This is a genomic window from Desulfobacterales bacterium (assembly GCA_034003325.1).
Lineage (GTDB): Bacteria > Desulfobacterota > Desulfobacteria > Desulfobacterales > JAFDDL01 > JAVEYW01.
In genome coordinates, this window is record JAVEYW010000025.1 from 1 (window position 1) to 25,333 (window position 25,333).

A 25,333-nucleotide genomic window follows, 5' to 3' on the forward strand; every position below is an offset into this window, starting at 1 on the left:
AGCCCCTCCCATCACGCAAAAACAGCCCCTTCCTGAAATAGAGACAGTAATGAGGGCTTTTTATTTAACGATAGGGGGGTCAAAATTGGGTTATCGCAGGGGGTCAATTTTGGGTTGTCATTTCGAGATACTGAGGCGGCGGTTAAACACCCTGCCGCTGCCGGGGTGTTAAATATACTCCCAGGGTTCGGTAATTTCTATCTCGCTTCCGGAACAGACGAATCAAGTCAGTGGTTATACGGATTTCTTAACCTTTTAAGTTGGCCGGTTTCGGTCGTGTGGGGTATCCCGGAAGCGGCGATAGATGCCAATACCATAAATAAAAAAGAGACTGTGAATTATTACACTTTTGATATTAAAGGTAAGCAGGAATTTGAGCAATTACGCGCTAAAAATGAAGTAAGATCCAATTAAATATAGCCGGTTATCAGACCGTCTATCTATGATGCCCCCGCCCGCTAATCCGGCCGGGGGTTTTTGTTATAGCGTTGCGCACCCTATTTTTTCAAACGCTCTTATCAACCATTCGGCTCAATTTTTCCACAATCCAAACGTTGATACTCTTACCATCGGCAGCCGCGACAGTCGCTATTTTAGCGTGCAACTGTGTAGGGATTCTAAGATTAAATTTTCCGGAGAACTTTTTAACCGGGCCAACTCCCTTTTCCCGGCACATATCCAAAAAAACTTTCAACGAAATCTTCCCCTCCTTACGCAACCCCTTAATGTCTTTGGCGTAGAAATCCGCGCCTCCGTTTAATTCTATAAATTCACCCCTGAAGATTTCATTTTCAGAATCATATTGAATAACCGCTTTGTACCCATCTATTTCCATTATATTTTTCATGGAATTACCCCATTCTCTTGAAGCCATTTTCGGATACTTGACACAGCCCCTTTATCCGTATTCGGTGACGGATGGGGTCTATGGAACACCCTGATTTGTCCGAACAGAAAAACACCAATACGGGAACCCTCTCTTTCACTGACTTCTGCCCCCAGATCAATCAATAGGGCTTCAACGTCTGCCCATTTTATATTGGCGCTTACCGGTCTTGAAAAAATGAGATCCAACGTCTTTTGATGTTTCCGTTTCATAAATTTACAGTACCATATTCTGGTACTATGTCAACCCGATTCGCCAACCCGCTTTATCCCTCTCACCCGCGCCGTTTACCCGGACGGTACGATTACAATTTCGACAGAATAAACTTATTGACCGAAACACCCTCTTCTGCCGATCTGATAACAATCTCGCGATGCTTTTCAGCCGGAATCCTCAATGTTAAATGGCCACGAAAAGGTTTCATTCCAAATGGCACCGGCACGGGCTCCCCTTCCTCCAGTAGCCATTTAATCGTTTCGTTTACAACGAATTCTATTTCGCTTAAAGCCTTGGCCGGTGTATCGCCATGAGCCGATAAGGATGGAAACTCCAAGCATCTTGCGATATGGCTATTATCCTCCGCTGACCATACAATCCGGTAAGTGTATTTATCGAAATTATTCTCCATATTTCACCCCTAGTTTTTCAAGCGCCCGGATTACATCCCTCACCTGATAAGGCTTTGCATCCTTGCCATCTTTTTGAAGGTTAATCCTTGGGTCGCCTTTCCATGGCGTCTTAAAAATATGATGGCTGCCCTTAATTCTTGGCTCCCCGAAATGCCGCCGGCAAAGATTCAGCAAATCAACAAACGACACATTGGAGGCATTGCCCAAAATATTCTTTTTCATGAGCGCATGATAGCGCATACGCTATTACCTGTCAACTCTCACCCGCACCGACCCAATACGTTTGGCCGATGGAAGGCGGGGGCTCCCGACAAAAACCGATTTGGTTCATTTTATAAGTTGACAACATGAACCTTTTTGGTTTATATACCAACCATAAGCCCAACGCGAACCACTGGCAACCTTAATGGGCCGCGGTTCAACCGGGTAAAACAGCGACCTCCTGCGACAGTGCGGCGCACATCGGGGCGGTGGCAACTGTAAAGAAAAACTTGTCGGTTCGATTTATCGCCCCCGTCGCCCAGTTGATTGGGAGCCGGATTTGTAACTCGGTTGACGCAGGTTTGAATCCTGCCGGGGGCTCCAAACAAAGCACCCGGAAAACTTCACCGTTCTTGCCAGCGGCGGTCATAGTAGCCGATTTGTCCGGGTGTGCTTCCTCCATACCGAATCGGTGAAGAGCTGGCAAACTTAATCATTAACCGTGCAGCGATCAGTCCGAGAAGCGCACGGCATAGCCCCCGGGTTGGCCGGGGGCTTACTAAAAAAACACCTGGCAGGCGCAAGAATGCCCGAGTCGAGACACCCGAGTCTCGGCGGTGAGAGGGCGGGGTTTGTTCGGGAACATCCCCACGGTGCCGGTAAAAGTCGGTGTCCGGGGCGCATATCTTCGGATCTGAATCGCCCCGTCGCCGACCAAACCCATCCTTACGAAATTCCGGGATGAACACCAATAGGTGAGCTGCGTCCAGACGACGCCATGGGGGATAACTTATGCATTCAACTGGAATGACAACGAAAGAGCTGTTCGAGGATCTCGAACGAGAAATAGCTGAATACAACAAGATTATCGGAGGGGCGAATGCTGCAAAATTCAAAAAAATCAACTTTTGGGGCCGCGGTGGGAATTGCCGTGTCGTTGCTGTTGGCTATCGGAATCGTCATGGGAGTACTATTCGTTTCGACAACGATAGGCAACACACGGCCGCCAAGGCCCACATTTAATTATCCAGCGACGATCGACCGGTAAAATGTAAGCCGATTTTTCACAAATGTAACCTCTATTTTCACCCTCACACAAAGGAGTATGGCGATGTCCACCCCAAATGGAGTTTTTGAAACCCTTAATAAATACCGCGAAGGCAAGGCGAACGTCCTGGTCCCCTCTGTCCTTTTCGAGGACCCCCACGGAATATATGAGCCGGTCCTGGAAGTGATCCAACTTTCACCTGACGATAACGATAAGGATGTTTATAAAGGAACGACCGGCAAACGCCTGTCCTCTGTCGCTCTCGCCAAAATCGCCCAGTGCGGCGGCATCGAATGGAATGAGGCCGCCAGCAAGTACATGGAACTCGAACACGGCAAATACTGCACCTACAAGGCCGTTGGCGGCATCCGGAAAGCCGATGGCCGACTGATCCAATATGTCGGTTCTTATAATATTGATATGGCGATAGTCAGAGAAGAGATTGCCGCCCAACATGCAAAAAAAGAAAACCGGGATTATTTGATCGATCGAGACTTTAGGCAGAAGCGTAAATTCATGCTCCAACTGGCCGAGACCGGCGCGCGCAACCGGGTGATCCGGGCCATGTTCAGCCTCAAATCTGAATACTCGATCCAGGAGTTGTCAAAACCGTTCGTCATGTTGCGCTATCGCCTTCGCATTGATTACAGCGATCCGGAAATCCGTCGCATCGCTCAAACCGCAGCCATTCATCAGGCCCTTGGCATTTACGGCCCGCCAGCGGCTTCTCCGGCTCAACAGCTTCCAGCTCCGGAAGAACACCCGATCGATATTCCCGGCAATGACGATCTGACCGGGGCGTCATGCGCTGATCCGGCTGCAGACCCGGAATGTCCGTTTGGTGATCCGCCGAGCAACCGGGAGCTGTTCGAGGGGTTTGATTTCGAGACGCAATGCCAGTTGCTGCGGGATATGATTGCCCGGAAAAATTACACCGTAGAGGAATTATTGAAACCGGGGAAAACGATAGAGGGGCTTACAGCCGCTTACCGGCTGGCTTTCTATGACAAGGTGGAAGGGTTGCCGGTAAAGGAGGAGGTGGCGCATGCTTAAGGCCCTTCACACATCAGATTGGCACGTCCGCGACAAGGATTACGACGAATGCAGGAAGTGCCTCATGTATATGGCTCTCAACGCCCGGGAAGAGCGCCCGGACCTTATCCTAATAGCAGGGGATATCTTTGACTCCCGCGATGTCCGGCTCGACTCTCAATCAGCGAAGCTTGTTTTTGAGGTCATCTCTCGCCTGGCCGATGTTGCGCCTGTTGCCGTCTTAATTGGCACCCCGAGTCACGACGGCATGGCTGCGGAGGTTCTTTCCCACATCAGGGCGACATTCGATGTGATCGTTTCTTCCAGGCCCGAGCAAATCTATTTGACCACAACGAATCATTGGGAATCGGCGCCGGCCGCCGGTCAAGGAATTAAAGCGGTTCTCTCCATGGTGCCGACTCCAACGAAGCAGTTTTTTAAGACCGATGCCGGAATCGCTGAATCAAACGAGCAGATTGCTCAAGCCATGTCCGGGCTGTTTGCTGGTTTCGGCGCCCGGGCGGCCGCGTTTCCCTGCCCCCATATCATGGTCGGGCATTTTTCGGTAGGAGGCGCGTTTGTTTCCGAAACCCGGCAGTTGGTAGGCGTTGATATCGAAATGAACCGGGCTCAGATCGAACTCGCACAGGCCGATGTGTGCTGTTTAGGGCATATTCATCTCCGTCAGAAGATCGGATACAATATTTTTTACTCAGGCTCCATCTACAGGAAGGACTTCGGCGAGATAGGAGAACATGGTTTCTTCTACCATGAGATCAGCGAGAACCGGAAAGAGCTGGCACGTAGCCGGCCTGTCAACACCCCGACCCGCCTGCTACTCAAGATAGAAGCTGATTACACCAAAGACGGAACGGATATAACAGACCTCGATACCGTTCCCTCTCAGTACATCCCCGGGGAATTGAAGGGCGCCGTTGTCCGGGTTGAATTAAAGGTATGGCAGGAGGAAGCGGAAAAGATCGACCGGCAAAACCTGCTTGATTTATTCGGCACAACCGGCGCCGCCGATGTCGATATCCGAATCATCCGGGTGCCGCGCGAAACCGTCCGGTCCGAGCGGCTCTTGAAACTCCGCACCCTTCGGGAAAAGATTTTGGAAATGGCCACGATTAAAGGTGAGCCGGTATCAGAATCCATCCTTGCAAAGGCCGATCAACTGGAATCCACGCCGTCGGAACAAATCATCAAGACTATTGGGCTGGCAAATTGAGGGGGAAAAATGCAAATCACAAAGCTGAAACTAAAAGGGTTCTTGGGAATTAAGAAAGGCCTCGGCCTTGACGAAATAGAGTTGGACTTTGCCGGCCTTTCCGGCCTGGTCGCATTCTCCGGGCCAAATGGTCACGGCAAAACGAGTATTCTCGATAACTGCCACCCGTATCGCGCCCTTGCCTCGCGGTCCGGCGCACTTCAAAATCATTGCTTCCTTCGGGACAGCTCCAAAGAATTGTCCTTTATCCACCAGGGCGACACCTACCGCACCCTCGTCAAGGTGGATGCACAATTCGGCAAACAAGAAGGGTTTATCTGGAAAAACGATGAGCCCCAAGTAGACGGCAAGGTCAAGAATTATGACCAGTACATTGAAAACCTGTTCGGTTCCCCGGCGCTTTTTTTCAACTCAGTCTTTGCAGCTCAGGGCGGCCAAAAGCTCTCCGATTTGACGACCGGCGAACTCAAGAAACTGTTTTCCGAGTTCCTCCGGCTGGATAAACTCATCGAATACGAGGAGACGGCGAAAGCCGCTGCAAACCTGCTGGCCGGAAACATTCAAACAGTAACCCGCGACATCGACCGGGTAACAGATACGGTCAACGAACTCACCAAGTCGGCGGATCAATATTCGAAGAAAGCCGTTGAGTGCGAAATCATCAAGTCAGAAATCGACCGAACCACGGGCTGTCTAAGGGATGTCGAAAAAGAAGTGGCTACCCTTCGCGACCAGGCCGCAGCGGAAAATGCAACCAAGAAGCGTATTGCCGATATGAAAGCGGAAGCCGATCGCATCGAGGCCGAAATAACGGTCGAATGCAATCGGAACGAACAACAGCTTTTCGTTATAAATAAAAAGCTCGCCAGGACACGCCTCGAATTCGACTTCGAAAATAAGCTGTTTGCCGAAAAGGATTCCATCATCAAGGCGGAAAAACAAACGGTTGAAGCAGAGGAAAGGTTGTCTCAGGTACGGACTCAATTGACAACTGCACGGCAGGAACAAGCCGCAGCACAAACCGATGCCAAATATTACGCCCTGGAGCACCTGAAGCATATCAATATGCTTGAGCGGCTCGACAGCAATCCGGATATCGCTCAGCTTGAACAGGAAATAATCGTCAGCAAACGTGATAGCGCAGATTTGGCCCGGCGTGATCCGGCATGCCAAAGCTCCACCTGTTCGTTCATCGTTCGCGCCCTCGCAGCAAAAGATTCCCTCCCTGGGCTTGAGGGTAAACTGTCGGAACTCAAAGACAGAATCGCCAAAGAGGCAGCCGAGATCACCGGTATCACCCTGGAGCTTGGCCGGCAAAAGTCCACCGCCGGCGCGAAGCTGAAAGAGATGTCAGACCAAGTGTTTCAGCTTGAAAAAGAGGAACGACACCTGGGCGGTCTGATTGCTGCCCTGAAATCGACCGCCGATAAAGCGCCGAGGCTACGCATGGCCGAACGCAACATTGCGAAGCTTCATTCTGAGGTTACAGAAATAGAGGCTGAAATATCCCGGACCACCAATGACCATCAGAGAACGAAAACCGAAAAAACCGATCGGCTCTCCGGAATAACCAGGAAGATAGAGGCGCTGGCAAGCTCACTCGGGGACGTGGCGCAAAAGCTTGCCAAGGCAGAGAGCAACGCCGAAATGTTCCGGCAGGCCATCGAATCGAAACAAAAGTTTTTGACTGACCTCCTGGTCGAAAAGGCCGCGATCGAACGGGATATAAAAAGCCTCGATACGGCGAAAAAAGAAGTGGCTGGCCTCCAAACGCAAAAAATCGCCATGACGAACGAACAGGCCGAATGGCGCTACCTGCAACACGCTTGCTCGAAGGATGGCCTCCGGGCCCTAGAGATAGATTCGGTTGCACCCTCCATTTCCGGGTATGCCAACGATATCCTGGCAAAGACGTTCGGCCCGTCTCAGTCCGTCCGGTTTATCACCCAGGACCCGGAAACCGGCAGTGAGGTCCTCGATATTATGGTGATCCGAGAGGACGGTACCGAGACGCCGCTGGAGAATCTTTCCGGCGGGGAGAAGGTGTGGAGCCTCAAGGCGTTGCGGCTGGCGATGACCCTGATTGCCAAGGAGCGCTCCGGGCGCTCTTTCACATCCTCAATGGCAGATGAGGAAGATGGTCAGCTTGACGCCGAGAATGCACAGAACTTCATCAGGATGTATCAGGCCTTCATGTCATCCGGCGGATTCAATACCTGCTTTTTTATCTCACATAGGCCGGAGTGCGTTGCCATGGCGGATCATGTGGTCAGGTTTTCTAAGGGCGAGGTGACGGTGCAGTGAAAGGAATAAGGCCTTGGCAGATGCAGTTTGCGGGACATGTCATTATTTCGGGTGGAAAGGCTGCGTAAAGTGGTGCCGTCACCCAAAACACCCGGTTCAAATCAAGAAGTGGGGTATAGGTTGCCACGAATGGCGGGACATGTACGAGAAATACCTTCGGCCAGAAGACAAGCCAGTGCCGAGAGTAAAGATATAATACCAGCCAGCCAACACCCGGAGGGATCGACCTGAGGCCGCTCAATCGCCGGTCCGGCCAAGAACACCAAGCCGCGCTCGATTCCAAAGGGCCTTCCATATGGCGTTCGATTGCCGACAAGAAGCGCGGCAGACCGGCGGAATTTTTAATAACAAGGTGTGAAAAAATGCTGAGGAAGCATCAAGCAGAGTTTAGCGACATCATCACCCGGATTATATCAGGTTCACCAATCCGCCGTGCAATCCTGAAAGCTACCCCAGGCGGCGGGAAGAGCCTAATACCGATCGAGGCGTGCCGACTGATTGCCGCAGGCATGGCCGACGCACTGTGCTGGGTGGTCCCCCGTCAAGCACTCCAGGACCAAGGGGAGCGCGGTTTTTTGGATCCAAAATTTCGGAGCATGCTCGGACATCGGTTTACGATCCGGGCGGCGACGAACGATGCAAACCCCTGTCGGGGAACTCACGGCTTTATAACAACCTACCAGGCCCTCGGGGTGGATACCGGGAAAACCGTTCTGAATGATTTCGGGCGCCGCCGATATATCCTCATTCTCGATGAATTTCACCATTGCGAAGCGGATGGGGTATGGACAAAGGCCATAGCGCCATTGGTTGAAAGTGCCAAATTTGCGGTGCTCATGACTGGGACTCTCGAAAGAGGGGATGGCAAACAAATCGCCTTTATTGATTATGCGACCAACCGCGCCGGCCTGACACCGGATCTATCGACCGGGTCAGATACAGCCGTAATCGAATACACCCGCGCCGACGCCCTGGCAGAACAGGCCATCCTCCCCATCCATTTTAACATGCACGATGGCGCGGTCGAGTGGATGGATAACAGTGGGAACCGGATCAAGCGGGACTTGTCGAAGACGAACCGGAAAGACGCTTCGGCAGCGATTTACACCGCTCTGGCAACGGATTATTCAAAAGAGTTGTTGTCTTCAGGAATATCCCACTGGCAAAACACCATGGCGCTGACGGATTCGAAATGCCTGATTGTCACCGCCGATATCAGCCATGCCAGAGAGACCGTTAAAACTCTCCGTGGCCACGGCATTGAATGCGAAATTGCCACCAGTCACGAAAGCGCCGAGGCAAAAAAAGCTATCCATAAATTCAAATACACGCGATGCGACTGCCTGGTTACAATTGCAATGGCGTATGAAGGGCTCGATGTTCCGGCCATATCGCACCTGATTTGCCTCACCCGCATCCGCTCAACCCCCTGGATAGAACAAATGGTAGCCCGGGCCGTCAGGGTGGACCCAAACGCAGGCCCCTACGAAAACCAGATCGCTCACATTTTTTGCCCGGATGATCCGCTATTCCTGGAAATCGTGAAAAAGATCGAGCGAGAGCAGGCACCTTTCATAAAGCCAAAATTGGAGCATGAACCTCGCGCAAAACAACTCGGTTTGTTTGGAGGCGACGAGTTCGGTCCGATGGCGCCGGGTGGTATCACGCCTATAGCCTCCAGTCTCACAGGAAGTAGGGGAAAATTTCTAGGGCCAGTACCTTCCATTGCCCCGGTGATCCCAATCCAAACCGAGCGCGAAAAGGAGGAGGCGCTCCGCAAACAGATCGACCGGCATGTCAAAGCGTATGCCCGAAACAATCGATACAAGCCGCTGAAAATCAATTCGGAGCTGAAGGACTATTTCGGGAAAGCGCGCGAGGAGATGACGCGCCCGGAGCTGGAGCGACTCCAAGCGTACTTAAACCAGTATTACCGGCTTAACTCGTTCCGGGGGCACTCTGCGCCGGTACCCACCAAGGCGGTGCGGATATGACATCAAAAAACCGTGCTGAGAGATGCGTTACCCACCATTACGCCTGCGACTGCCGGGAATACCGATACGAACAAATGGAATCCGCGCTTAAGGTCATCAGCACATGGATGGACCTTGGCATCCAGAACGGAATGGTCGCGGCGGCGCCTGAACATATTTTGGCCTTGTGCAAACGCGCCCTTGGGATTGAAAAATAAAATGTTGAACCAGCCCCACCATACAATGTACCATCCCCACATAACCGAGGGGGTGTGCATGAAAGGATCAATCCATTTCAGGAAAGATTCGGGGTGGTGGTTCGTCAAGTGGTATGATGCCAAGCGCAAGAAATCGTTTTTCATTTCCCGGTATCGCGGGGAAAGGATGTACCACAAAAAGATTGCCGGTAAGCTGTTGGCGACCATGCAGGCTGACCAGGAAGCCGGTGTGTTCCGGATTGAAAAATTCACCGGCGAACAATTTACGGACGTTATCCCGTACCTGACCGAATGGCTAAATGCCGTCCGGCCAACACTCACACCGGCTACCGTCAAGGACTACAAAAATTCAATCCGGAATCACTTGGAGCCGTTTTTCCGGAAAAACAATTTTCAACTTCATGAAATCCAGTTTGACGTTCTGGTGATGCTGTTGAACTCGATCAACCGGACCGGGAAAGGCAAGCTGAATGTGATGTATTGCCTCCATGCTTGCCTTAAATACGCATGGAAGTCACGCCGCATCCCAGAAGTTCCGGCCTTTCCCGAAAAGCGCCTGTATCAGATTCAGGAACCAAGCATCACATGGTTGCCGGAGGAGCGGCAGATGGCGATCATTGATGCTATACCGGAAGAACATCAGCCTATATTTTTGTGGCTTAAATATCACCTTAGACGGCCCGCTGAGGCGTGCGTTTTAAAATGGGAAGATTGGGACCGTGAAAATGGAGTCTTTATTATCCGTCGATCAGAAAGCGCTCGCCAAATTGTTGAACGGACTAAAACCGGCGTCGAGCATATCATCCCGGCCCATTCTGAGTTTGTACGGTATTTCTCGGGGATTGAGCGAACGGTGGTCAGCCAATTCATGTTCGTCAATTCAAGGTCACGATCCGCCGGCAAGCGGTACACCAACGACGCCTTGAATTTGATCTGGCACAAAGCTTGCCGCGAGGTTGGGGAATCAATCGACCTCTATTCCGGCCTGAAACATTCGTCATGCAGCCAGTATATAAACGAAAAGGGCCTGTCAGTTTCAGACCTGCAACAGATCACCGACCATGCCAGACTTGAATCCGTCCGGAAATATGCCAAGATGGAAGTTGCCCGGAAACGAGAATTGATGGAGCGGGGGAAGGTGGTTAAGCTGGAAAGGGTTGAGAATGATAGGTGATTTTAAACTGGTTGAAAAGGTATTTAAAAACGGAAGGTGGTTTGCCGTTCTATCCGAGAGCCTTAATGGTACCCGTACTATACCATTCGCAAACTATGTTTGGTTGACCGGAAACCCATGCTTTGAAAGCATACCAAAGGGCTATGTAATTCACCATCTTGATTATGACCCAACAAACGACGATATTACGAATCTCGTCTTAATGCAAAAACATCATCACGCCGCGCACCATTGGAAAAATAAAACCATAAAACCAGAACTCAACGTCAAAATACAGTACGATTCCGTAAACAGGACCGGGTATTCACCAATAAGAAAACCCTCAATCCATAAACGGAAAGACGTTGAGCCGGAATGGTGGACAGTATCTTTCCGGGAAAACATCAACGGGAAAAACGAACGAACATTTGTCAGCAAAGATTTTGATGGAAAGAGATTCAGTAACCGAGAAGAAGCTGAAAAATTTGTCTGCGCAATATGGCGTGAATAGGGCCGCAACTGTATGGTAACCCAAAACAAACGCAACAGTCCCAACGATCTCGGCCGTAACTGTTACAAACAGCATAAAATTCATATTGAAATATTTAAGAAAAATTGAGTTAGCGGGTGGGTTCGATTCCCATGCGCTTCCGCCATAATTTATTGTAATTATTCAATAATTCATCCAACCTAATCCGGCGAAGCCGGAAGCTGAACGGCTGGACTGCTTGGCAGCCAACGACATTTTCCAAGAATACACGCTTTTTCGTGCCCATAGAAAGGCAGAGCGATCGGCTCCGCCTTTTTTCGTTTTTCAACCAAATATAATGATTCACATCCCCGATGGGCTTTTGCGCAAGGGATTTTGCGCACGGTTGAATGCAAGGGTAAAATATGTTAACGTGCCCATCGTGTGAGAAAATAACGACTTCGTAAAGTCCCATTTTTTGCATTCCGCCTGACCCCACGGTATCGCGGCCTATTTAGTATCCGCCTAGTTTCTCCGGGTTTGGTCGTCTTTTGCCCTCATTCACGGCTTGGGCGTTGTATTCATATTGCATTTTATGCGGGGGCATCCGAATTGTGGCTTTTTATATAAATAATAACATTGCGTTATATCTAACGCTGGCCAAATCCGTCGCATCTGCGCCGGCTGCGTGATCTTGGGATTATCTGTAGATTTCCTAAATCACCACGGAGGATAATGGAATAATGGAAAAAATTGCGAATCAGCTTGAGAATGTAGATCATGTAAAGATTTTCTTTACGGATTTGAACGGTAAGCTGATGAACTTGTCGGTTAATAAAAACAAATTAGGCAACGTGATTGAAAGCGGTGTCGGCTTTGACGGCAGCTCAATAGCCGGCCATGCAACCATTGAACACAGCGATCGATTGCTTTCCCCTGACCTGTCGACGTTAAAAAAGGTGAAACTAAACAACAAAACCATCGCTTTTTTCGTCGGGAATATTAACAATGAACAAGGCGGCGCGGCGGCTACGGATCCGCGGCATGTATTGCAACACATCGTGCAGACGGCCGAATCCGAATTCGGATTCAGATTTATTGTGGGACCCGAGCATGAATTTTTTTTACTGAACGGCGATGAGCTCGCTCTGACGGAAAAAAACGGATTTGACGGGCAGGTGCACTCGGACAAGGCTGGTTATTTCCACTCCACACCACACGATAAGGGTGAATTTGTTCGCCAGCGGATTGCCGAGGTTTTGTCGGAGTGCGGAATTGAATTCGAAAAATCGCACCATGAAGTCAGTCAATCCCAACATGAGATCAATCTGGAATGCACGGATGTTATAGAGGCGGCTGACAGAACGCTCCTTTTTACCTATGTCGCCCAAAAAGTCGCCGAGGAATACGGCTACTATATCACCTTTATGCCCAAGCCGTTCAAGGGTCAAAACCGGAATGCTTTTCATATCCATATTTCCGTTCAGGACGAACAGGGCCACAATCTTTTCTACAATAGCGATGAAGCGCAAAATTTGAGTAACCTCGCCAAACACTTCATCGGCGGGATTCTCAGATATGCACGGGAAACTTCCCTGGTAATGGCCTCTACGGTAAACTCTTATAAAGCCTACGTCGTAGAAAGGGAGGCACCCATCATAAGAGGCTGGGGTTTTAGAAATCGAAGCTCCATGCTGCGAATTCCTTATACCGCCTCCATGGAAGGCACTCGGATTGAGCTGCGCAGCCCCGATCCAGCCGGCAATGTGTATCTGCAAATGGCAACCCTCCTGGCTATGGGAATGCAGGGGATTCGGGAAAAGTTGCCCTGTGGAGAACCCGACAAGGGGAGCACTTATAAATGCGATTATGGTATCAAGGTTTGGGACGAGCGGTTTTTACCCCGCAGCTTTTTTGAAGCGCTGGTGGAAGCTGAAAAGAGCGAATTCCTAAAAACAGTTCTGGGCGCACGGCTCTATGAAAATTTTATGGCGTTAAAAATCAGGGAGTGGGAAGAAGATAGAACCCATATTACCTCGCGTGAAAGATGTAAGTACTTGGGTGTATAACATTGCATAGAGGCCTTTGGCCACCCCGATCCGCCATCTTGATAATCCATGAACGGGCCTGCCGGATTCAAACGAAGGAGGGTATAAAATGAACGACAACGATTATACGTTAGAGATTTTTATCAACGAAGCGGCGCCGCTTCTGGACCTGATACGAAATACGAGCTCACTGGGTAATGTGCGCCGCAAACTTTTCAACAAGGTGTCCAGCATTCAGTTTGAAGCGTTTTCGGAATCCCGAAAAGTGCCTTTTGACGAACGGCTTATCGTCCGGGATTGCGCTCGTGCATTTCGCGGCGTTTTAAAAGGAAATTCGGACAAAAAAGCCGGTTTCAGCGTCGCGCAGGCCATATGGGACATTGCCAGGGGCGTACCCCGCACAGATCTGTTGCCGGGTTTCTTCGCTGAAATGATTCACATTGTCCGGGGCATTCAGGGCCGCGCCGGCGCCATGACACCCACCGATGTGGACATAACGGAAAAGATGAAAGGCAGAAAGGCCGCACTCGCCCGCTCTGATGACCTGGACCGAATGTGGGAAAGAGTCACTTCCCTGATGGACCGATATGAGGACGGTCTTTCGGAAGAAGCCGTTAACAGGCGAGAAATAAGACGCAGTGCCATTTTAAGTGCCCTGAATGCCCTCCCCGCTGATTGGGAAAACTGGACCTGGCAGGCCAACCATGTGGTCAAAGAGCCGGGGCTCCTATCCCGAATGGTAATGCTTTCCGAGGAGGAAAATCGAAACGTGGCCCAAGCCAGGGACTTGGGAATCCCCTTCGGAATCACCCCCTATTACCTCTCCCTCATGGACGATATCGATGATATCGGTAACGACCGATGGGGCCGGGACCGGGCCGTACGGGCGCAGGTGCTTCCCCCGAAAAGCTATGTGTCGGAAATGGGCGCCGGACGTCTCGATAGGGCCAAAACCTTCGATTTTATGCTGGAACGCGATACCTCTCCGGTCGATCTCGTGACCCGCCGTTACCCGGCCATCGCCATTTTAAAGCCGTTCAACACCTGCCCGCAAATCTGTGTGTACTGCCAGAGAAACTGGGAAATCGACGAAGCCATGGCGCCCACGGCCATGGCTCACCCAAAGACACTGGAAAAGGCATACACCTATATCGAGCAGCATCCCGCCATTCGGGAAGTACTGGTAACGGGCGGAGATCCCCTCGTAATGTCCGACGACAAATTACATAATATCCTTTCCCGTATTGCCGGCATCAAAAGCGTGGATTTCATCCGTATCGGCAGCCGGACACCTGTCACCTTGCCGATGCGGATCACAAAGGATCTGGCAGCACTCCTGGGCTCCTTCCGAAAACCGGGCGTTCGAGAAGTCGCGTTGGTCACCCATGTGGAACACCCTTACGAAGTCACGCCGGAATTCGTGACGGCTGTGGACCGCTTGCGACGAGAGGGTATCGGTATCTATAATCAACATGTTTACACCTTTTTTGTTTCCCGCCGCTTCGAAGCCGCCTGTCTTCGCATGCTTCTGCGCCGTTGCGGCGTGGATCCTTATTACACCTTCGTGCCCAAGGGCAAAGAGGAAACCGCGGCATACCGGGTTCCGCTCGCCCGAATCCTTCAGGAGCAGAAAGAGGAAGCAAGACTTCTGCCCGGCACGCGCAGAACCGACGAAGCGGTCTATAACGTGCCGGGCCTGGGGAAAAACTACGTCCGCGCATTTCAGCACCGGGACATAATCTCGATTTTACCGGATGGATCCCGTGTTTATGAATTCCACCCGTGGGAGAAAATGATCGCTCGCCGAAAGCCGTATGTAGGCGTTGATGTCCCCATATTGGAATACCTGAAACGGCTTGCGACAATCGGTGAAACTATCACGGATTACGGCAGTATCTGGTACTATTACTGAAAACGTTTCGCTTCCGGCGTCTCCTTGTTAAGCAGACTTTTTTGGAACATGCTGAGCCGATTTCAATGCCGCTTGGCTCAATCCTCGCTCTCCCAAATTGCCGTAGCGATGATAATTACAACAGATGCTTTGCTGTCTCAAGTAGTGGAGAAGTTCGATGCGCCCTTCCATCAGGACCGGCGCCCGGGCGATATAGAATCCGGTTCGGGCGGCCGCGGCAAAGACTTCTTTCGGCACCCGGTTCGGCGCGGCATAGCGAATGCGATGAATCTGCGGCATCAAGTCGATCAGTGAGCCGTCATGCTGGGTCACTACGGGGGTATCTTCCAACAGAATCTTGCCGTCGGCGGTCTCGAGAAATTCCATTACCTCACCGGGCATGTCCGGCGGCGCACTGACGATACCGGCGCAACCGGAAATTTGAACAGCAGCGATTCTGGCCAACACCTCAAAGAGAGAATCCGACGGATGAAGGCGAATGAGCAGTTTTCCCACCGGCAAATACCGAAGGATATTATCCTGCCCACGCAGGTGAAAATAATCCAATTCTTTTGAGAAATGAGCTTCCATATGAAATAAATAACTTCTCACGGCGCTTGCCGCCTTCAAAATGTCCTCCTGGAACTTCGGCATTTTTCCCCAACGCACCTTCAGCTGCCAGGCATCAGCCAGTTTCAGCAGCTCGCTTTCCTTTTGCATAACGCCGACATTCGGATAGTGAAGGTCCTCAAAGTCCATGAACTGCGCCACATAATCCGGCCCGCCGGCTTTGAGTCCCGGCCCGAGGGCGGATTTTCCCATTCCCCCGAAGGGCTGGCGCAGCGTGATGGCGCCGGTGGTGCCCCGGTTGATATAGAGGTTTCCGGCCTGAATCTGCGCCTTCCATGCCGCCTGCTCCCGCTGGTCCAGGCTTTCAATGCCAGACGTAAGCCCATAACCGGTAGCGTTTACCAGCGATAGGGCGTGATTCAGATCTTCTGCGCACATCACCCCCAGCACCGGGCCGAAAAGCTCGGTCCTATGCATGAAGCTGCCGGGCCGCACGCCGTATTTGATGCCCGGTGTCCACAAACGGGGATTTCCGTTGATACAGGTCGGCGCCAGCGCCCAGGATTCTCCCGGAGCCGGCGTTGCCAGCGCCCGGGCCAGATCACCGGCGGGCGGACGAATCAGCGGTCCGACTTTATTCTGAAACTCCCACGCCGTGCCCACATGAAGACTTTTGGCCGCATCCACGAGCTGCTCCTTGAAGTGAGCATCGTCATAAACCGGTTTTTCCAGAATCAACAGAGAGGTGGCGCTGCATTTCTGGCCGCCGTTTCCAAACGCCGAATAGATCACGTTTTTGATGGCCTGATCCCGGTCCGCCATATCCGTTACGATGGTTGCGTTCTTGCCGCCGGTTTCAGCGGCCAGATACAGGCCCGGCGTCTTCTCCAACATGCAAAGCCCCGTATCCGTGCCGCCCGTTAAAATGACGAAATCAACATTGACATGCCCGGTTAAACGGGCGCCAACAGCACTGCCGTTGCAAGGCACAAATTGCAGTACGTTTCTGCTGACGCCGGCCCGCCAGAAACAGTTGCAAAGTTCCCAGGCCGTCAGCACCGCATCGGAGGCCGGTTTAAAAATGACAGTGTTGCCGGCAGCCAGCGCGACGGCAATTCCACCGCAGGGAATCGCCACCGGAAAATTCCAAGGAGCGATCACCACGCCCACCCCTTTTCCCCGTGCCGAAACCGACCCGATGGCATCAAAGGCTTTGGCAGAAAAAGGATAATACTCTGCAAAATCTATAGCTTCCGACACCTCCACATCGCTTTCCGTAAACACCTTGCCGGTGTCGGCGGCCGCAGCCCCGATCAGATTCCCCCTTGCAGCTCTTAGCTGCGCGGCCACCCGGGAAAGAATCTCATGACGTTGCCGAAGGCTCGTTTTCCGCCAGCCGTCCGGATCCAGCCGGGCCGCATTCACGGCGTCGTCAATGTCTTCTTCCGTGGCTGTTGCATACCGGGCCACCAGAATTTGATTCGGATACTGGTTCGGATCAAAACAGTCAACCATTCGACGACCGGAAACACGCGCTTCCCCGCCAATCACGATCGGAATCTCCACCGGCACATCAGGTTTCTCCTTTTTCCACTCACGCCGAATCGTCTCGGCCCATCTTCTGTTGGCGGCAAGGGACCAGTCCGTATCCGGCTCATTGGTGAACCTGTTGTCATAAAAGGTTCCCATCAGTAAAACGCTTTCATGTTGCCGATTCTGGGTCCGGTTGGGACCGAGGCGGGCTTTCTCCATAGCGTCACAGGAAAGAAGAAATTTTTCTTTTAAATACGCCCATTCTTCCGATTCAACCGTCAACTCCGGCGCATAGCGAAGAAAGTTCCCGGGCGTCGTATTCTCGTCCAGCCGCCGAATCAGATAGGCGATGGCGTTTATGAATTCTTCCCTGGCCGCCACTGGTGCATACAGAAGCACATCGGCCATCTCTTCGGATAGCGCCCTCCGGACATGATCCGCCATGCCTTCCAGCATTTCAAAATAAACGTATTTTTCCACCCGGTACGCCTTGGCCAGACAACCGGCGTACGCCAGCTCAAAAAGATTGTGCGAGGCGATTCCCAGATTCACCACTCCGATGTTCTCAGGCTGCATGCCATAGCAGACCATTCGCTTATAGTTGGCGTCCACTTCAAGCTTGTTGTCATAAGGGGCTTGCGGCCAGTTGAACAGCGAGGCTTCAAGCAGCTCCATTTCCATGTTCGCACCCTTGACGATGCGAAGCTTGATCGGGGCGCCGCCCGCAGCCACCCGCTCCCTGGCCCACGCGGTCATCTCCTTTTGAATGAGAAGAGAATCGGGCAAATAGGCCTGCAAAACGATACCGGCGGAATAGTCTTTGAATTTTTCCCGCGAAAGCGTTTGAGTAAAGGCACGGTAGGTGATCCAAAGATCGCGATACTCTTCCATGTCGAGATTGACGAATTTGGTGACTCGCTCGCCGTTGCGGCGGGTAAAGTAATTTTCTTTCGCCACCCGGTACAGCACGGCGAGACGATTCGACAACACTTCCACGGCGTGATCAAACGCAAAAGAGCTGATCTGTGAATAAATGGTGGAGATTTTTATCGAGATATACTCGATGGCCGGATCTTTCAGATCCCGAATGTAGGTCTCCAGCCGCTCCTTCGCTTCCGCCTCTCCCAACACGGCTTCGCCCAGGTGGTTGATGTTCATTCGAATGCCCTGAGCGCTTCTTTTTTGCAGGTGGGCATGCAGCGCATCGGGCTCTCCCGGAATAATCGCCCGGCTGCTGGTATGGCGCATGCGGTCAATCATTTTGGGCACCAGAAGATCGGGGAAAAAGCGCCCCAGCCCCTGAAACATCTGCATCAATAATTTTTCCACGCGGGAAAAAAAATCGGGCGCGCCGTAGTGCCGCAGCAACTCTTCGACCTGATCCGCCACCCGGCTGTTGGAATGAGACCGAAAGCTCTGATCGATCAGGCGGGTCAACACCACCTTATCCATCGGATGGCTTAAAAGTCGCTTCATCTGCTTTTGAATTGCTTTTTCCTCATGCGTCAGCAGCGCATTGGCCCGATTCAGCCAGGACGCCGCCTGAGCGACCGCTTCCGGTATAATGGCGTTTTCGTTTATCGTTTCCATTGGTTCGCTCCATTTTACAGCTTCGAACACCGGTGCTTTTAAAACTTTTCCCCTCAGAGGGGGCGGCATCTTGCTTTCCTGCCGAATATAACGGGTAAAATTAAGATTATCCTTGCCCCGCATGTCTGATACTACAAAGGATGACGAAACATTCTCAAGATAAATTTCATTCACATTATTTTTGTTTGACTTTTTAAACAAAAGGGACTCTGCAAACAACCCTACTTGCTTCAAAAAAATGTTATAAAACAGTCTATGGTTGTTCTGCTGAGCTCGAGTGACTCAAACTGATGCGGACGCTGAATTGCTGCCAGGCGCATCTCTTCCATACAGCAATTCAGTGATTACACATTGGGCCCCCATCCCAACCGCTAACAGCCGAATCCATTCATCAGACCCGTTCAGTTGTAATTCACCAAAACGGGGATGTACGCGTATTCCTCCGATATCGGGGACAGAGACGGTAATGCACACGAGGTGACAGTGGGAGACGCGCTCGGGTTCAAACAGGCCGAGGTCGTCGAAATCGAAAAAGCCGGATACCTCCCTCTTTTCCACGGCGAAAACCTCGGTCTTCGGGTAAACATATCCCCGGCGGATACTACCTTTACCGTGCCGGGGATATATAGAGTGATTGAAGAATTCTCGGCCTTCCCGTAAAAGTCGTCATGGCAGGGGGTGCCTATTGGCCATTTTGTTTATGAGATGCCCCTGAATGATGCAATATCACCGGAATATTGTAACAACTCAGGAATACGGAATAATGCACTAACCACCTGAATCTTCATTCAACTATATTAATCCGGCTGCCTTCAGTTGTTTTTATTCTGAATTCTGGATTCTGTCTCCTGGCTACCTATCAGTTACGGAATATTTATCTGAAAAAGGGTCGAAATTGTTTTGGCCATAAGCCAAAACGACAGCACCGGCAGCATCACCACTTGAATCAAAAAAATCCCGACATACAGAAAAGTCAGTTTGAGAAGATTTTCGATGATATCTCCCGCATTCTCAATCGCGGCGACAAGGGCATTTTTAAACTCAACGGATTTTCGTTTAAGAAATGAGGTGCTATTCTCGATAGTACCAAGCACGCCGGCAATTTCCGGAAGAGAGAAATCCTTTAATTTATCGATCTCAACCGTCCCGAGTGCCAGCGCCTTATTGGCTGCAGATATCTGCTCCGCAAAGAAATGGGTATGGACGAACGCATTTGCTGCAGCGGATATGGGTAGACAAAGGCGGGCAATGGCAACAAGCAACAAAAACCGAAGGATATTTCGCCGAAGGGGGGGTAATCTCTCATGCTCGAACCATAGCAAAATCGACCAGATGAAAAGAAAGACGGAAATGATCGGGGGTACAAGGGATACGCTGATTTCATATGCCAGTTTCTGAACCCCTAATGACGTGATCGCCGTTATGATCACATCGGACACCCGCTCTGTCATGTCATCAATCGGGTCCAATGCTTGCCCTATCGCCAATGATACACCTACCCCTGCGGGCTGCAGTTGCAAACTCGACGCCTTTAACATTGAAACAGAGGCATTGATCACCCGGCATGTCGCATAAGCGATGCCGGCTTTGCTGATGGCGACCCGAAAGTAATCGTCCGTCCGGGCATCTAAAAGCGGTAGCTTGATGCCGGAAGAAAAGAACAGCAGTATCGATATCAAAACACCGACACATGAGCTGATTGCCTTATGCATATTTGTTTTTTTCATTGTTTCACCAACTAACGCCGTCTCTATGATACGAGTTGTATTGTCATATATTGGCTCGGCCGAGCTGACCGCAAGCGGCACGAATATCAGCGCCTTTGGCGCTTCGCAAGCGTACAAAAACACCCTCTGCGACAAGGGCGCAATGAAAACGCGCCACATCCTCGGGGGTCGGCGCCAGGTAGGGTAGATTGGGTCCGGGATTGAATAAAATCAAATTAAGCTTGGCCGGAAGTCCCTTCAAATACGCGGATAGCTGCCCGGCATGCGCGGGCTGGTCGTTTTGCCCCTTAATCAGCACATATTCGAAAAACAAGGCATTGCCCCGCGCCAGGGGATAGTCCTGAAGTACCGATTTGAGTTGGGACAACGGAAAGCGATGATTGATCGGCATCAGCCGGTTTCGCACGTCATCATTGGGGGCGTTCAGGGAGACCGCCAGTTTAAGCTGGGGCCAGTTTTGCGCCGCCAGTTTCCGAATGCCTTCGACGAGGCCCACCGTGGAAACCGTCATATGGCGTTTGGCGATGTTCAACCCCCGCTGATCCTCCAAGATACGAATCGCCCGAATCAGCGCATCGAAATTATCCAGCGGTTCCCCCATGCCCATAAAGACCACATTGCGCACATTTAATCCCATCAAAACTTTCACCGCATAAACCTGTGCCACGATCTCATCAGCCCTCAGATTGCGCTGAAAGCCCATTTGCCCCGTCCGGCAAAACCGGCAACCCATACGGCAGCCGGCCTGGCTGGAAAGGCACAGGCTGGTGTGATTGGCCATGGGAACCACCACCGATTCGATTTCCAACCCATCGGCCAGGCGCAACACCAGTTTGGTCGTCCTTTCGCATGTCTCCTGCCGAACAACCTCCGGCAACCGAATGGACAAATCCGCCCCCACCTCTTCGGCCAGCCCCCCGGAAGCCGCAAACTCGGGCAGCTTGCCGATATCAAAGCAGGGGTCACGATAAAACGCCCGGTACACCGCCGCCGCATGAAAAAGGCCACGTCCATAGCGCCTGCGAAACATCTCTGTCAATTCGTCGCATGTAAGCCCAAGTAAATTCATAGCATTCGGAGATCGATTGCCGGATTTCAAAAAGGGATAACCGACACATAGCTTCCTTAAATCCACCTGATGGTTATTCGCGTTTAAGTTGCACAAGAATTTTTTCTTTTCCAAATGCTACCACATCACCCGAAACGATTTTTTTCCGTTTTCTGGTTTCAATTGTTCCATTAACGAAAACCCGCCCTTCAGAGATCACATATTTCGCCTCGCCGCCGCTATCGACCATATTTCCGAATTTCAATAGCTTATAGAGATCAATCGGCTCTTTGGATATTTCAATTTCTTTCATTCTGCAGAATACTCGGTTCAGAGGTTCGTTAACCACGCGCGCCACAATCCAGCTTCGCCGGGTTAGGCCTTTGTCAGAAACATACACGAAAAAGCATGGCTGATGGAAGGGGTAATATTGGATCACTCTTCCCGCGATTGTTTAGATACCTGTGTTTAAATCCACGCCCCCGCGCGGGGGGGGGGACCGTCACTTTCAAAATCCTTATTTTTCTCACCTTTCACGGCTATTTTTGCGAGCCTCCTTTTTGTATAAGGGTAATTTTCTAAAAACATAGGGGCGTATATAAAAAAGCTGTCCGCTTGGGGTTCGCGCAGGCCCATTCATACAATGAGTGGCCCTTCTTGATCGATATAGGGGTGCATGATCTTTTCCTGCTTGCGCTTTTGATAAGCGGTAAGCAGGTTTTTCCGGGTTTCGTCATCCATTACCACCGCACCGGTCTCCATCATTTTGAAGCTTTTGCGCGAATCTGGCCAAGATTAATGAGAGAAAGTGCCAATCGGTCGGCCAGAAACGGACGGAATTCTTCCATGATATCCAGTGCGAGCCCTCGCCTCCCCGGCCGATCCCGATGAAGAAAGCCAACCGACCGACCGCTTCCAGCGCCGCGTTCACATCATGCCTCAGCAGGGTGTAGCGAAAGGACAGCAAACAGTTGACCCGGTCAAGCGATGGTCGTCGGTTTCTTCCCGAAAACCGGAAATCTTCCTTCTGACCAACGATCAGATGATCGAAAACGCCAAAATAAACATTTGCCGCTTCACCTTCAAAACCACGGACCCTCTCAAGGGGCAGGTCAGTCTGCAGATGCATGAGGGTGGCGGTCACCACGGACCGGGCCACAAAAACGACAATAACTTTGCCCGAAAGGCGTAATCGGCACCTATTTTTCATCTTTCGGCGCCACTCTATACAGACATGCCGAAGGTGTGGAACGAAAAAAGTTGTACCGAGCTTCCGGACTCACACCGAAGTTCATCCTAAAAGCCCGAAATGGCCTTTTCGGGCTTTTCCTGTTTGTAAATGCCTGCGATGCTATTGTCCATCCCTGCTTTGAAATCGCAGGATTAAGGGGTGGGGTTTTCAGATTCTGTTGAGACGAAAAACGGCGGGATATGCGGGGTAAATTAAAAACTCGGGGGCGGGGTATGGCGGCGGGGTGAAAAGCGTTACACTATTTGAATCTTAACAAACGAGTCAGTTTATCAATCCGATTTTTAAAACCATATGCAAGAAGGTGGTTCGCAAAAGATTATATTTGCCTTATGATTTCGATAAAAACTGGAGGTGCATATGGGTGGACGTGGTTCCGGATGTTGGCGCCGGGAAATTTTTTCTATGCCGTCCCTGCTGTGACCTCGCATACGCCAGCCAGCAGGAAAGTGAGCTTGACCGACTTATGCGAAAAGCCTGGAAAATAAGGGATCGGTTGGGAGCAAGCGCCGATTTGACAAAACCCATCCTGTTCAAGCCGAAAAACATGCATCAAAAAACTTTCGATCGCCTGCGGCGGGAGGCTGATAATGCAAGCCATCGGTCATGGGTATAAATGGGGCAGTGGATAGGAATCAAAAAATAAAGACCCATTATCATTTTAAGATGTGCCCTATCCGTAATATTACAGACATATCAAAGGTTTCATGATGTGATTGATATTTAGGTTTTTTGAGTCGATATCTCAGGAATCGTCAGGCTTAAGATTATTAATCCACCACCGCCCCCGAAAATGTCCGCAGAATCGTGTCAAGGATCTTACGAGGCAAAAACATTATAGGAGAAGAAAATGAATCTGATTCAAATCAGTAACGACGGACCGGAGATCCTTTCGACAAACTATTGGGAAACCGAGCATGCCAAGAAAGGATTCCTTTACATGTCGATCAATGCCGGTGCCTTTCGGTTATTACCCCAATCCAGCGTCCCGAAAAAAACAACCTAGGATATGCGATCGCCCTGTGGTGTTTCCAATTTGAGATTGATTTTAAATCGAAACGATGAGAGCATCATTATTGACAAAAACCATTATCATTTGAACCCGATGTACCATATCGGCCGGTATGGCAACGGCTTGCCTAAACGAATGCAACGGTAGCGGCTTGCTTGCAACACAAAAGCGCATGGCGGTAATTTTTTTTCCTGCGTGAATAGGTCGCTGGGCATCGGGATAATCAGTCTGTTTTGCATTCCGATCCGATTTTAACGAATGCTATTGAATTGACGACACCATGTTTTATATTTTGCTCCAAACACGCGTTGCTATCGTATTCTTCATGTTTGGGTAACCAAGGTCGTTATACCTTATTGGAATCCACCGCAACACCGTTCAAATGAATTGAATGCGTGATCGGGTGGAAATCATCTAACCGCATACAAAGGGAGGCTACCATGGACGTGAAAGACTATTGCAAAGGCCTGGAAAACGAAATGACCGCTTGGAAAGCAAAGTTTTACGATGTGATACGCAAAGTGGATCGTTTGGGCAGTGCTGAAAAAGAACGTATTCTGCAAAATGTGGAAGATTTGCACATTTTATTGCAGGAGATGACAGATAGGGTTGAGCAGCTGCGAACGGAATGCCCTTCGGATTGGAGTCCGGTCAAGAAACAGATTGAGGAGGGCACGATCAATATGCGTGGTAAATACGAAGAAACCATTGAATACATTGGAAAATATGCACCTGTGTCGATTCCAGGATAATACCATCGGCGCATGGTCGGTTGCAAGCGGCTGATCGGTCTTTGATACCGATCGGCCGTTAATTTTCAGAACACATGTAATTCTAAGGAATTGTTTAATGGCGTAGGCCCATGTGCTGGTAACAGGAGCAACGGGATATGTCGGCGGACGCTTGATCCCTCGTTTTTTGGCTCTTGGTGTCGGACGTGGGGCAGCAATCCGCGAGTAATATTGGTTCAGGGAGATGTGCTGGATGAGAGCTCATTGCTACGCGCCGCCATGATTCTTGGATCGGGCAGCGCGTCGTTTGAGATACTACGCTATTTGGTTGAACGGCTACCTTGGATGATTACTCCGAGATGGGTCAATACCCTGACGCAGCCGATAGCTATTTCCAATGTTTTAGGGTACCTGATCGGTTGCTTGTGCAACACGGCCACTTATGGTCAGACTTTCTGATATCGGCGGCCCGGAAGTGGTCACCTATAGAGAGTTGATCCGCATTTTTGCTGACGAGGAGCGGTTGCTAAGACGCCGTATCATACCCCTGCTGGTATTGACACCCACATTAAGCGCACACTGGATCCAGTTGGTGACACCGGTGCCATCGGGCATTGCCTTGCCTTTGACACAGGGGTTTAGCATTCCGTGTTCTTCCGGCAGGCGTGCGCAATGAAATTTTTTTCAGTTATCGGGCGACCGTTTATAGAGCAGAGAGTCGAAATTACCGGCAGAAGCCAACAAGGCCGCTGCCGGTATGAAGGTTAGGGATGTTGAGGGTTATAATTCC

General features: G+C 50.8%; 24 protein-coding genes, 1 tRNA gene and 1 pseudogene. 16 read left to right on the forward strand and 10 right to left on the reverse strand.

What is annotated here, in order from left to right; all coding sequences use genetic code 11:
• Window positions 1-114: 114 nt before the first annotated feature.
• Window positions 115-414 (forward strand): hypothetical protein, encoded by a 300-nt coding sequence (locus tag RBT11_19205; GenBank protein ID MDX9788912.1) that lies wholly within the window; start codon window positions 115-117, stop codon window positions 412-414.
• Between the two features lie 91 nt (window positions 415-505).
• On the opposite strand, the gene RBT11_19210 is transcribed toward RBT11_19205, so the two are convergent.
• The 3 genes from RBT11_19210 to RBT11_19220 form a co-directional block, all read right to left on the reverse strand.
• On the reverse strand, window positions 506-874 hold the full coding sequence (locus RBT11_19210; GenBank protein MDX9788913.1) for a type II toxin-antitoxin system HicB family antitoxin: 369 nt from the start codon (window positions 872-874) through the stop codon (window positions 506-508).
• Between the two features lie 316 nt (window positions 875-1,190).
• Window positions 1,191-1,514: a toxin-antitoxin system HicB family antitoxin gene (locus tag RBT11_19215; GenBank protein MDX9788914.1), complete on the reverse strand. Its 324-nt coding sequence runs from the start codon at window positions 1,512-1,514 to the stop codon at window positions 1,191-1,193.
• Window positions 1,504-1,755 carry a type II toxin-antitoxin system HicA family toxin gene (locus RBT11_19220; GenBank protein MDX9788915.1) on the reverse strand — a complete coding sequence of 84 codons (252 nt, stop codon included), beginning with the start codon at window positions 1,753-1,755 and terminating at the stop codon, window positions 1,504-1,506. The genes RBT11_19215 and RBT11_19220 overlap by 11 nt, the downstream gene beginning before the upstream one ends.
• Window positions 1,756-2,024: 269 nt before the next feature.
• Here RBT11_19220 and RBT11_19225 point away from each other — a divergent pair.
• From RBT11_19225 to RBT11_19275, 11 genes are all read left to right on the forward strand, one after another.
• Window positions 2,025-2,100: transfer RNA gene (locus RBT11_19225), tRNA-Thr, on the forward strand.
• 408 nt (window positions 2,101-2,508) lie between these two features.
• Window positions 2,509-2,739, forward strand: coding sequence for a hypothetical protein (locus RBT11_19230; protein MDX9788916.1), 231 nt, complete (start codon window positions 2,509-2,511; stop codon window positions 2,737-2,739).
• A gap of 88 nt (window positions 2,740-2,827) precedes the next feature.
• A complete protein-coding gene (locus tag RBT11_19235; GenBank protein MDX9788917.1) occupies window positions 2,828-3,817 on the forward strand; it encodes a hypothetical protein in 990 nt (329 codons plus the stop codon).
• A complete protein-coding gene (locus tag RBT11_19240) occupies window positions 3,810-5,027 on the forward strand; it encodes a metallophosphoesterase (GenBank protein MDX9788918.1) in 1,218 nt (405 codons plus the stop codon). The genes RBT11_19235 and RBT11_19240 overlap by 8 nt, the downstream gene beginning before the upstream one ends.
• 9 nt (window positions 5,028-5,036) lie before the next feature.
• Window positions 5,037-7,331 carry an AAA family ATPase gene (locus RBT11_19245; protein ID MDX9788919.1) on the forward strand — a complete coding sequence of 765 codons (2,295 nt, stop codon included), beginning with the start codon at window positions 5,037-5,039 and terminating at the stop codon, window positions 7,329-7,331.
• A gap of 362 nt (window positions 7,332-7,693) precedes the next feature.
• The gene (locus tag RBT11_19250; protein MDX9788920.1) at window positions 7,694-9,325 is read left to right on the forward strand and encodes a DEAD/DEAH box helicase family protein; all 1,632 of its coding nucleotides are present in this window, start codon (window positions 7,694-7,696) and stop codon (window positions 9,323-9,325) included.
• Window positions 9,322-9,522 (forward strand): hypothetical protein, encoded by a 201-nt coding sequence (locus RBT11_19255; protein MDX9788921.1) that lies wholly within the window; start codon window positions 9,322-9,324, stop codon window positions 9,520-9,522. The genes RBT11_19250 and RBT11_19255 overlap by 4 nt, the downstream gene beginning before the upstream one ends.
• Before the next feature lie 58 nt (window positions 9,523-9,580).
• Window positions 9,581-10,696, forward strand: coding sequence for a tyrosine-type recombinase/integrase (locus tag RBT11_19260; protein ID MDX9788922.1), 1,116 nt, complete (start codon window positions 9,581-9,583; stop codon window positions 10,694-10,696).
• Window positions 10,686-11,186: an HNH endonuclease gene (locus RBT11_19265; GenBank protein MDX9788923.1), complete on the forward strand. Its 501-nt coding sequence runs from the start codon at window positions 10,686-10,688 to the stop codon at window positions 11,184-11,186. The genes RBT11_19260 and RBT11_19265 overlap by 11 nt, the downstream gene beginning before the upstream one ends.
• 701 nt (window positions 11,187-11,887) lie before the next feature.
• Window positions 11,888-13,213: a glutamine synthetase family protein gene (locus RBT11_19270; protein MDX9788924.1), complete on the forward strand. Its 1,326-nt coding sequence runs from the start codon at window positions 11,888-11,890 to the stop codon at window positions 13,211-13,213.
• 88 nt (window positions 13,214-13,301) lie between these two features.
• Window positions 13,302-15,104 (forward strand): KamA family radical SAM protein, encoded by a 1,803-nt coding sequence (locus tag RBT11_19275; GenBank protein MDX9788925.1) that lies wholly within the window; start codon window positions 13,302-13,304, stop codon window positions 15,102-15,104.
• Between the two features lie 27 nt (window positions 15,105-15,131).
• On the opposite strand, the gene RBT11_19280 is transcribed toward RBT11_19275, so the two are convergent.
• Window positions 15,132-18,776, reverse strand: a complete 3,645-nt coding sequence (locus tag RBT11_19280; protein ID MDX9788926.1) for a bifunctional proline dehydrogenase/L-glutamate gamma-semialdehyde dehydrogenase — start codon at window positions 18,774-18,776, stop codon at window positions 15,132-15,134.
• 426 nt (window positions 18,777-19,202) lie between these two features.
• Between RBT11_19280 and RBT11_19285 the strand changes: the two genes are divergently transcribed.
• Complete coding sequence (locus RBT11_19285) at window positions 19,203-19,436, forward strand: hypothetical protein (GenBank protein ID MDX9788927.1); 234 nt, start codon at window positions 19,203-19,205, stop codon at window positions 19,434-19,436.
• A gap of 203 nt (window positions 19,437-19,639) precedes the next feature.
• Here RBT11_19285 and RBT11_19290 read toward each other — a convergent pair whose 3' ends face one another.
• From RBT11_19290 to RBT11_19315, 6 genes and pseudogenes are all read right to left on the reverse strand, one after another.
• Window positions 19,640-20,503: a hypothetical protein gene (locus RBT11_19290; GenBank protein MDX9788928.1), complete on the reverse strand. Its 864-nt coding sequence runs from the start codon at window positions 20,501-20,503 to the stop codon at window positions 19,640-19,642.
• A 43-nt stretch (window positions 20,504-20,546) separates the two neighbouring features.
• Entirely contained in the window at window positions 20,547-21,572 is a 1,026-nt protein-coding gene (rlmN, locus tag RBT11_19295) for a 23S rRNA (adenine(2503)-C(2))-methyltransferase RlmN (GenBank protein ID MDX9788929.1), read from the reverse strand.
• A gap of 73 nt (window positions 21,573-21,645) precedes the next feature.
• A complete protein-coding gene (locus tag RBT11_19300) occupies window positions 21,646-21,864 on the reverse strand; it encodes an RNA-binding S4 domain-containing protein (GenBank protein ID MDX9788930.1) in 219 nt (72 codons plus the stop codon).
• A gap of 323 nt (window positions 21,865-22,187) precedes the next feature.
• Complete coding sequence (locus tag RBT11_19305) at window positions 22,188-22,316, reverse strand: hypothetical protein (GenBank protein MDX9788931.1); 129 nt, start codon at window positions 22,314-22,316, stop codon at window positions 22,188-22,190.
• Window positions 22,313-22,399: a CRISPR-associated endonuclease Cas1 gene (locus tag RBT11_19310; protein ID MDX9788932.1), complete on the reverse strand. Its 87-nt coding sequence runs from the start codon at window positions 22,397-22,399 to the stop codon at window positions 22,313-22,315. Before RBT11_19310 ends, RBT11_19305 begins: the two co-directional genes overlap by 4 nt.
• Before the next feature lie 116 nt (window positions 22,400-22,515).
• Window positions 22,516-22,761, reverse strand: a pseudogene (locus RBT11_19315) (CRISPR-associated endonuclease Cas1).
• Between the two features lie 889 nt (window positions 22,762-23,650).
• Here RBT11_19315 and RBT11_19320 point away from each other — a divergent pair.
• The 3 genes from RBT11_19320 (at window position 23,651) to RBT11_19330 (ending at window position 25,219) form a co-directional block, all read left to right on the forward strand.
• Window positions 23,651-23,806: a hypothetical protein gene (locus RBT11_19320; GenBank protein ID MDX9788933.1), complete on the forward strand. Its 156-nt coding sequence runs from the start codon at window positions 23,651-23,653 to the stop codon at window positions 23,804-23,806.
• A 446-nt stretch (window positions 23,807-24,252) separates the two neighbouring features.
• Entirely contained in the window at window positions 24,253-24,564 is a 312-nt protein-coding gene (locus tag RBT11_19325) for a hypothetical protein (GenBank protein MDX9788934.1), read from the forward strand.
• 421 nt (window positions 24,565-24,985) lie between these two features.
• The gene (locus tag RBT11_19330; protein MDX9788935.1) at window positions 24,986-25,219 is read left to right on the forward strand and encodes a hypothetical protein; all 234 of its coding nucleotides are present in this window, start codon (window positions 24,986-24,988) and stop codon (window positions 25,217-25,219) included.
• Window positions 25,220-25,333 lie beyond the last annotated feature (114 nt).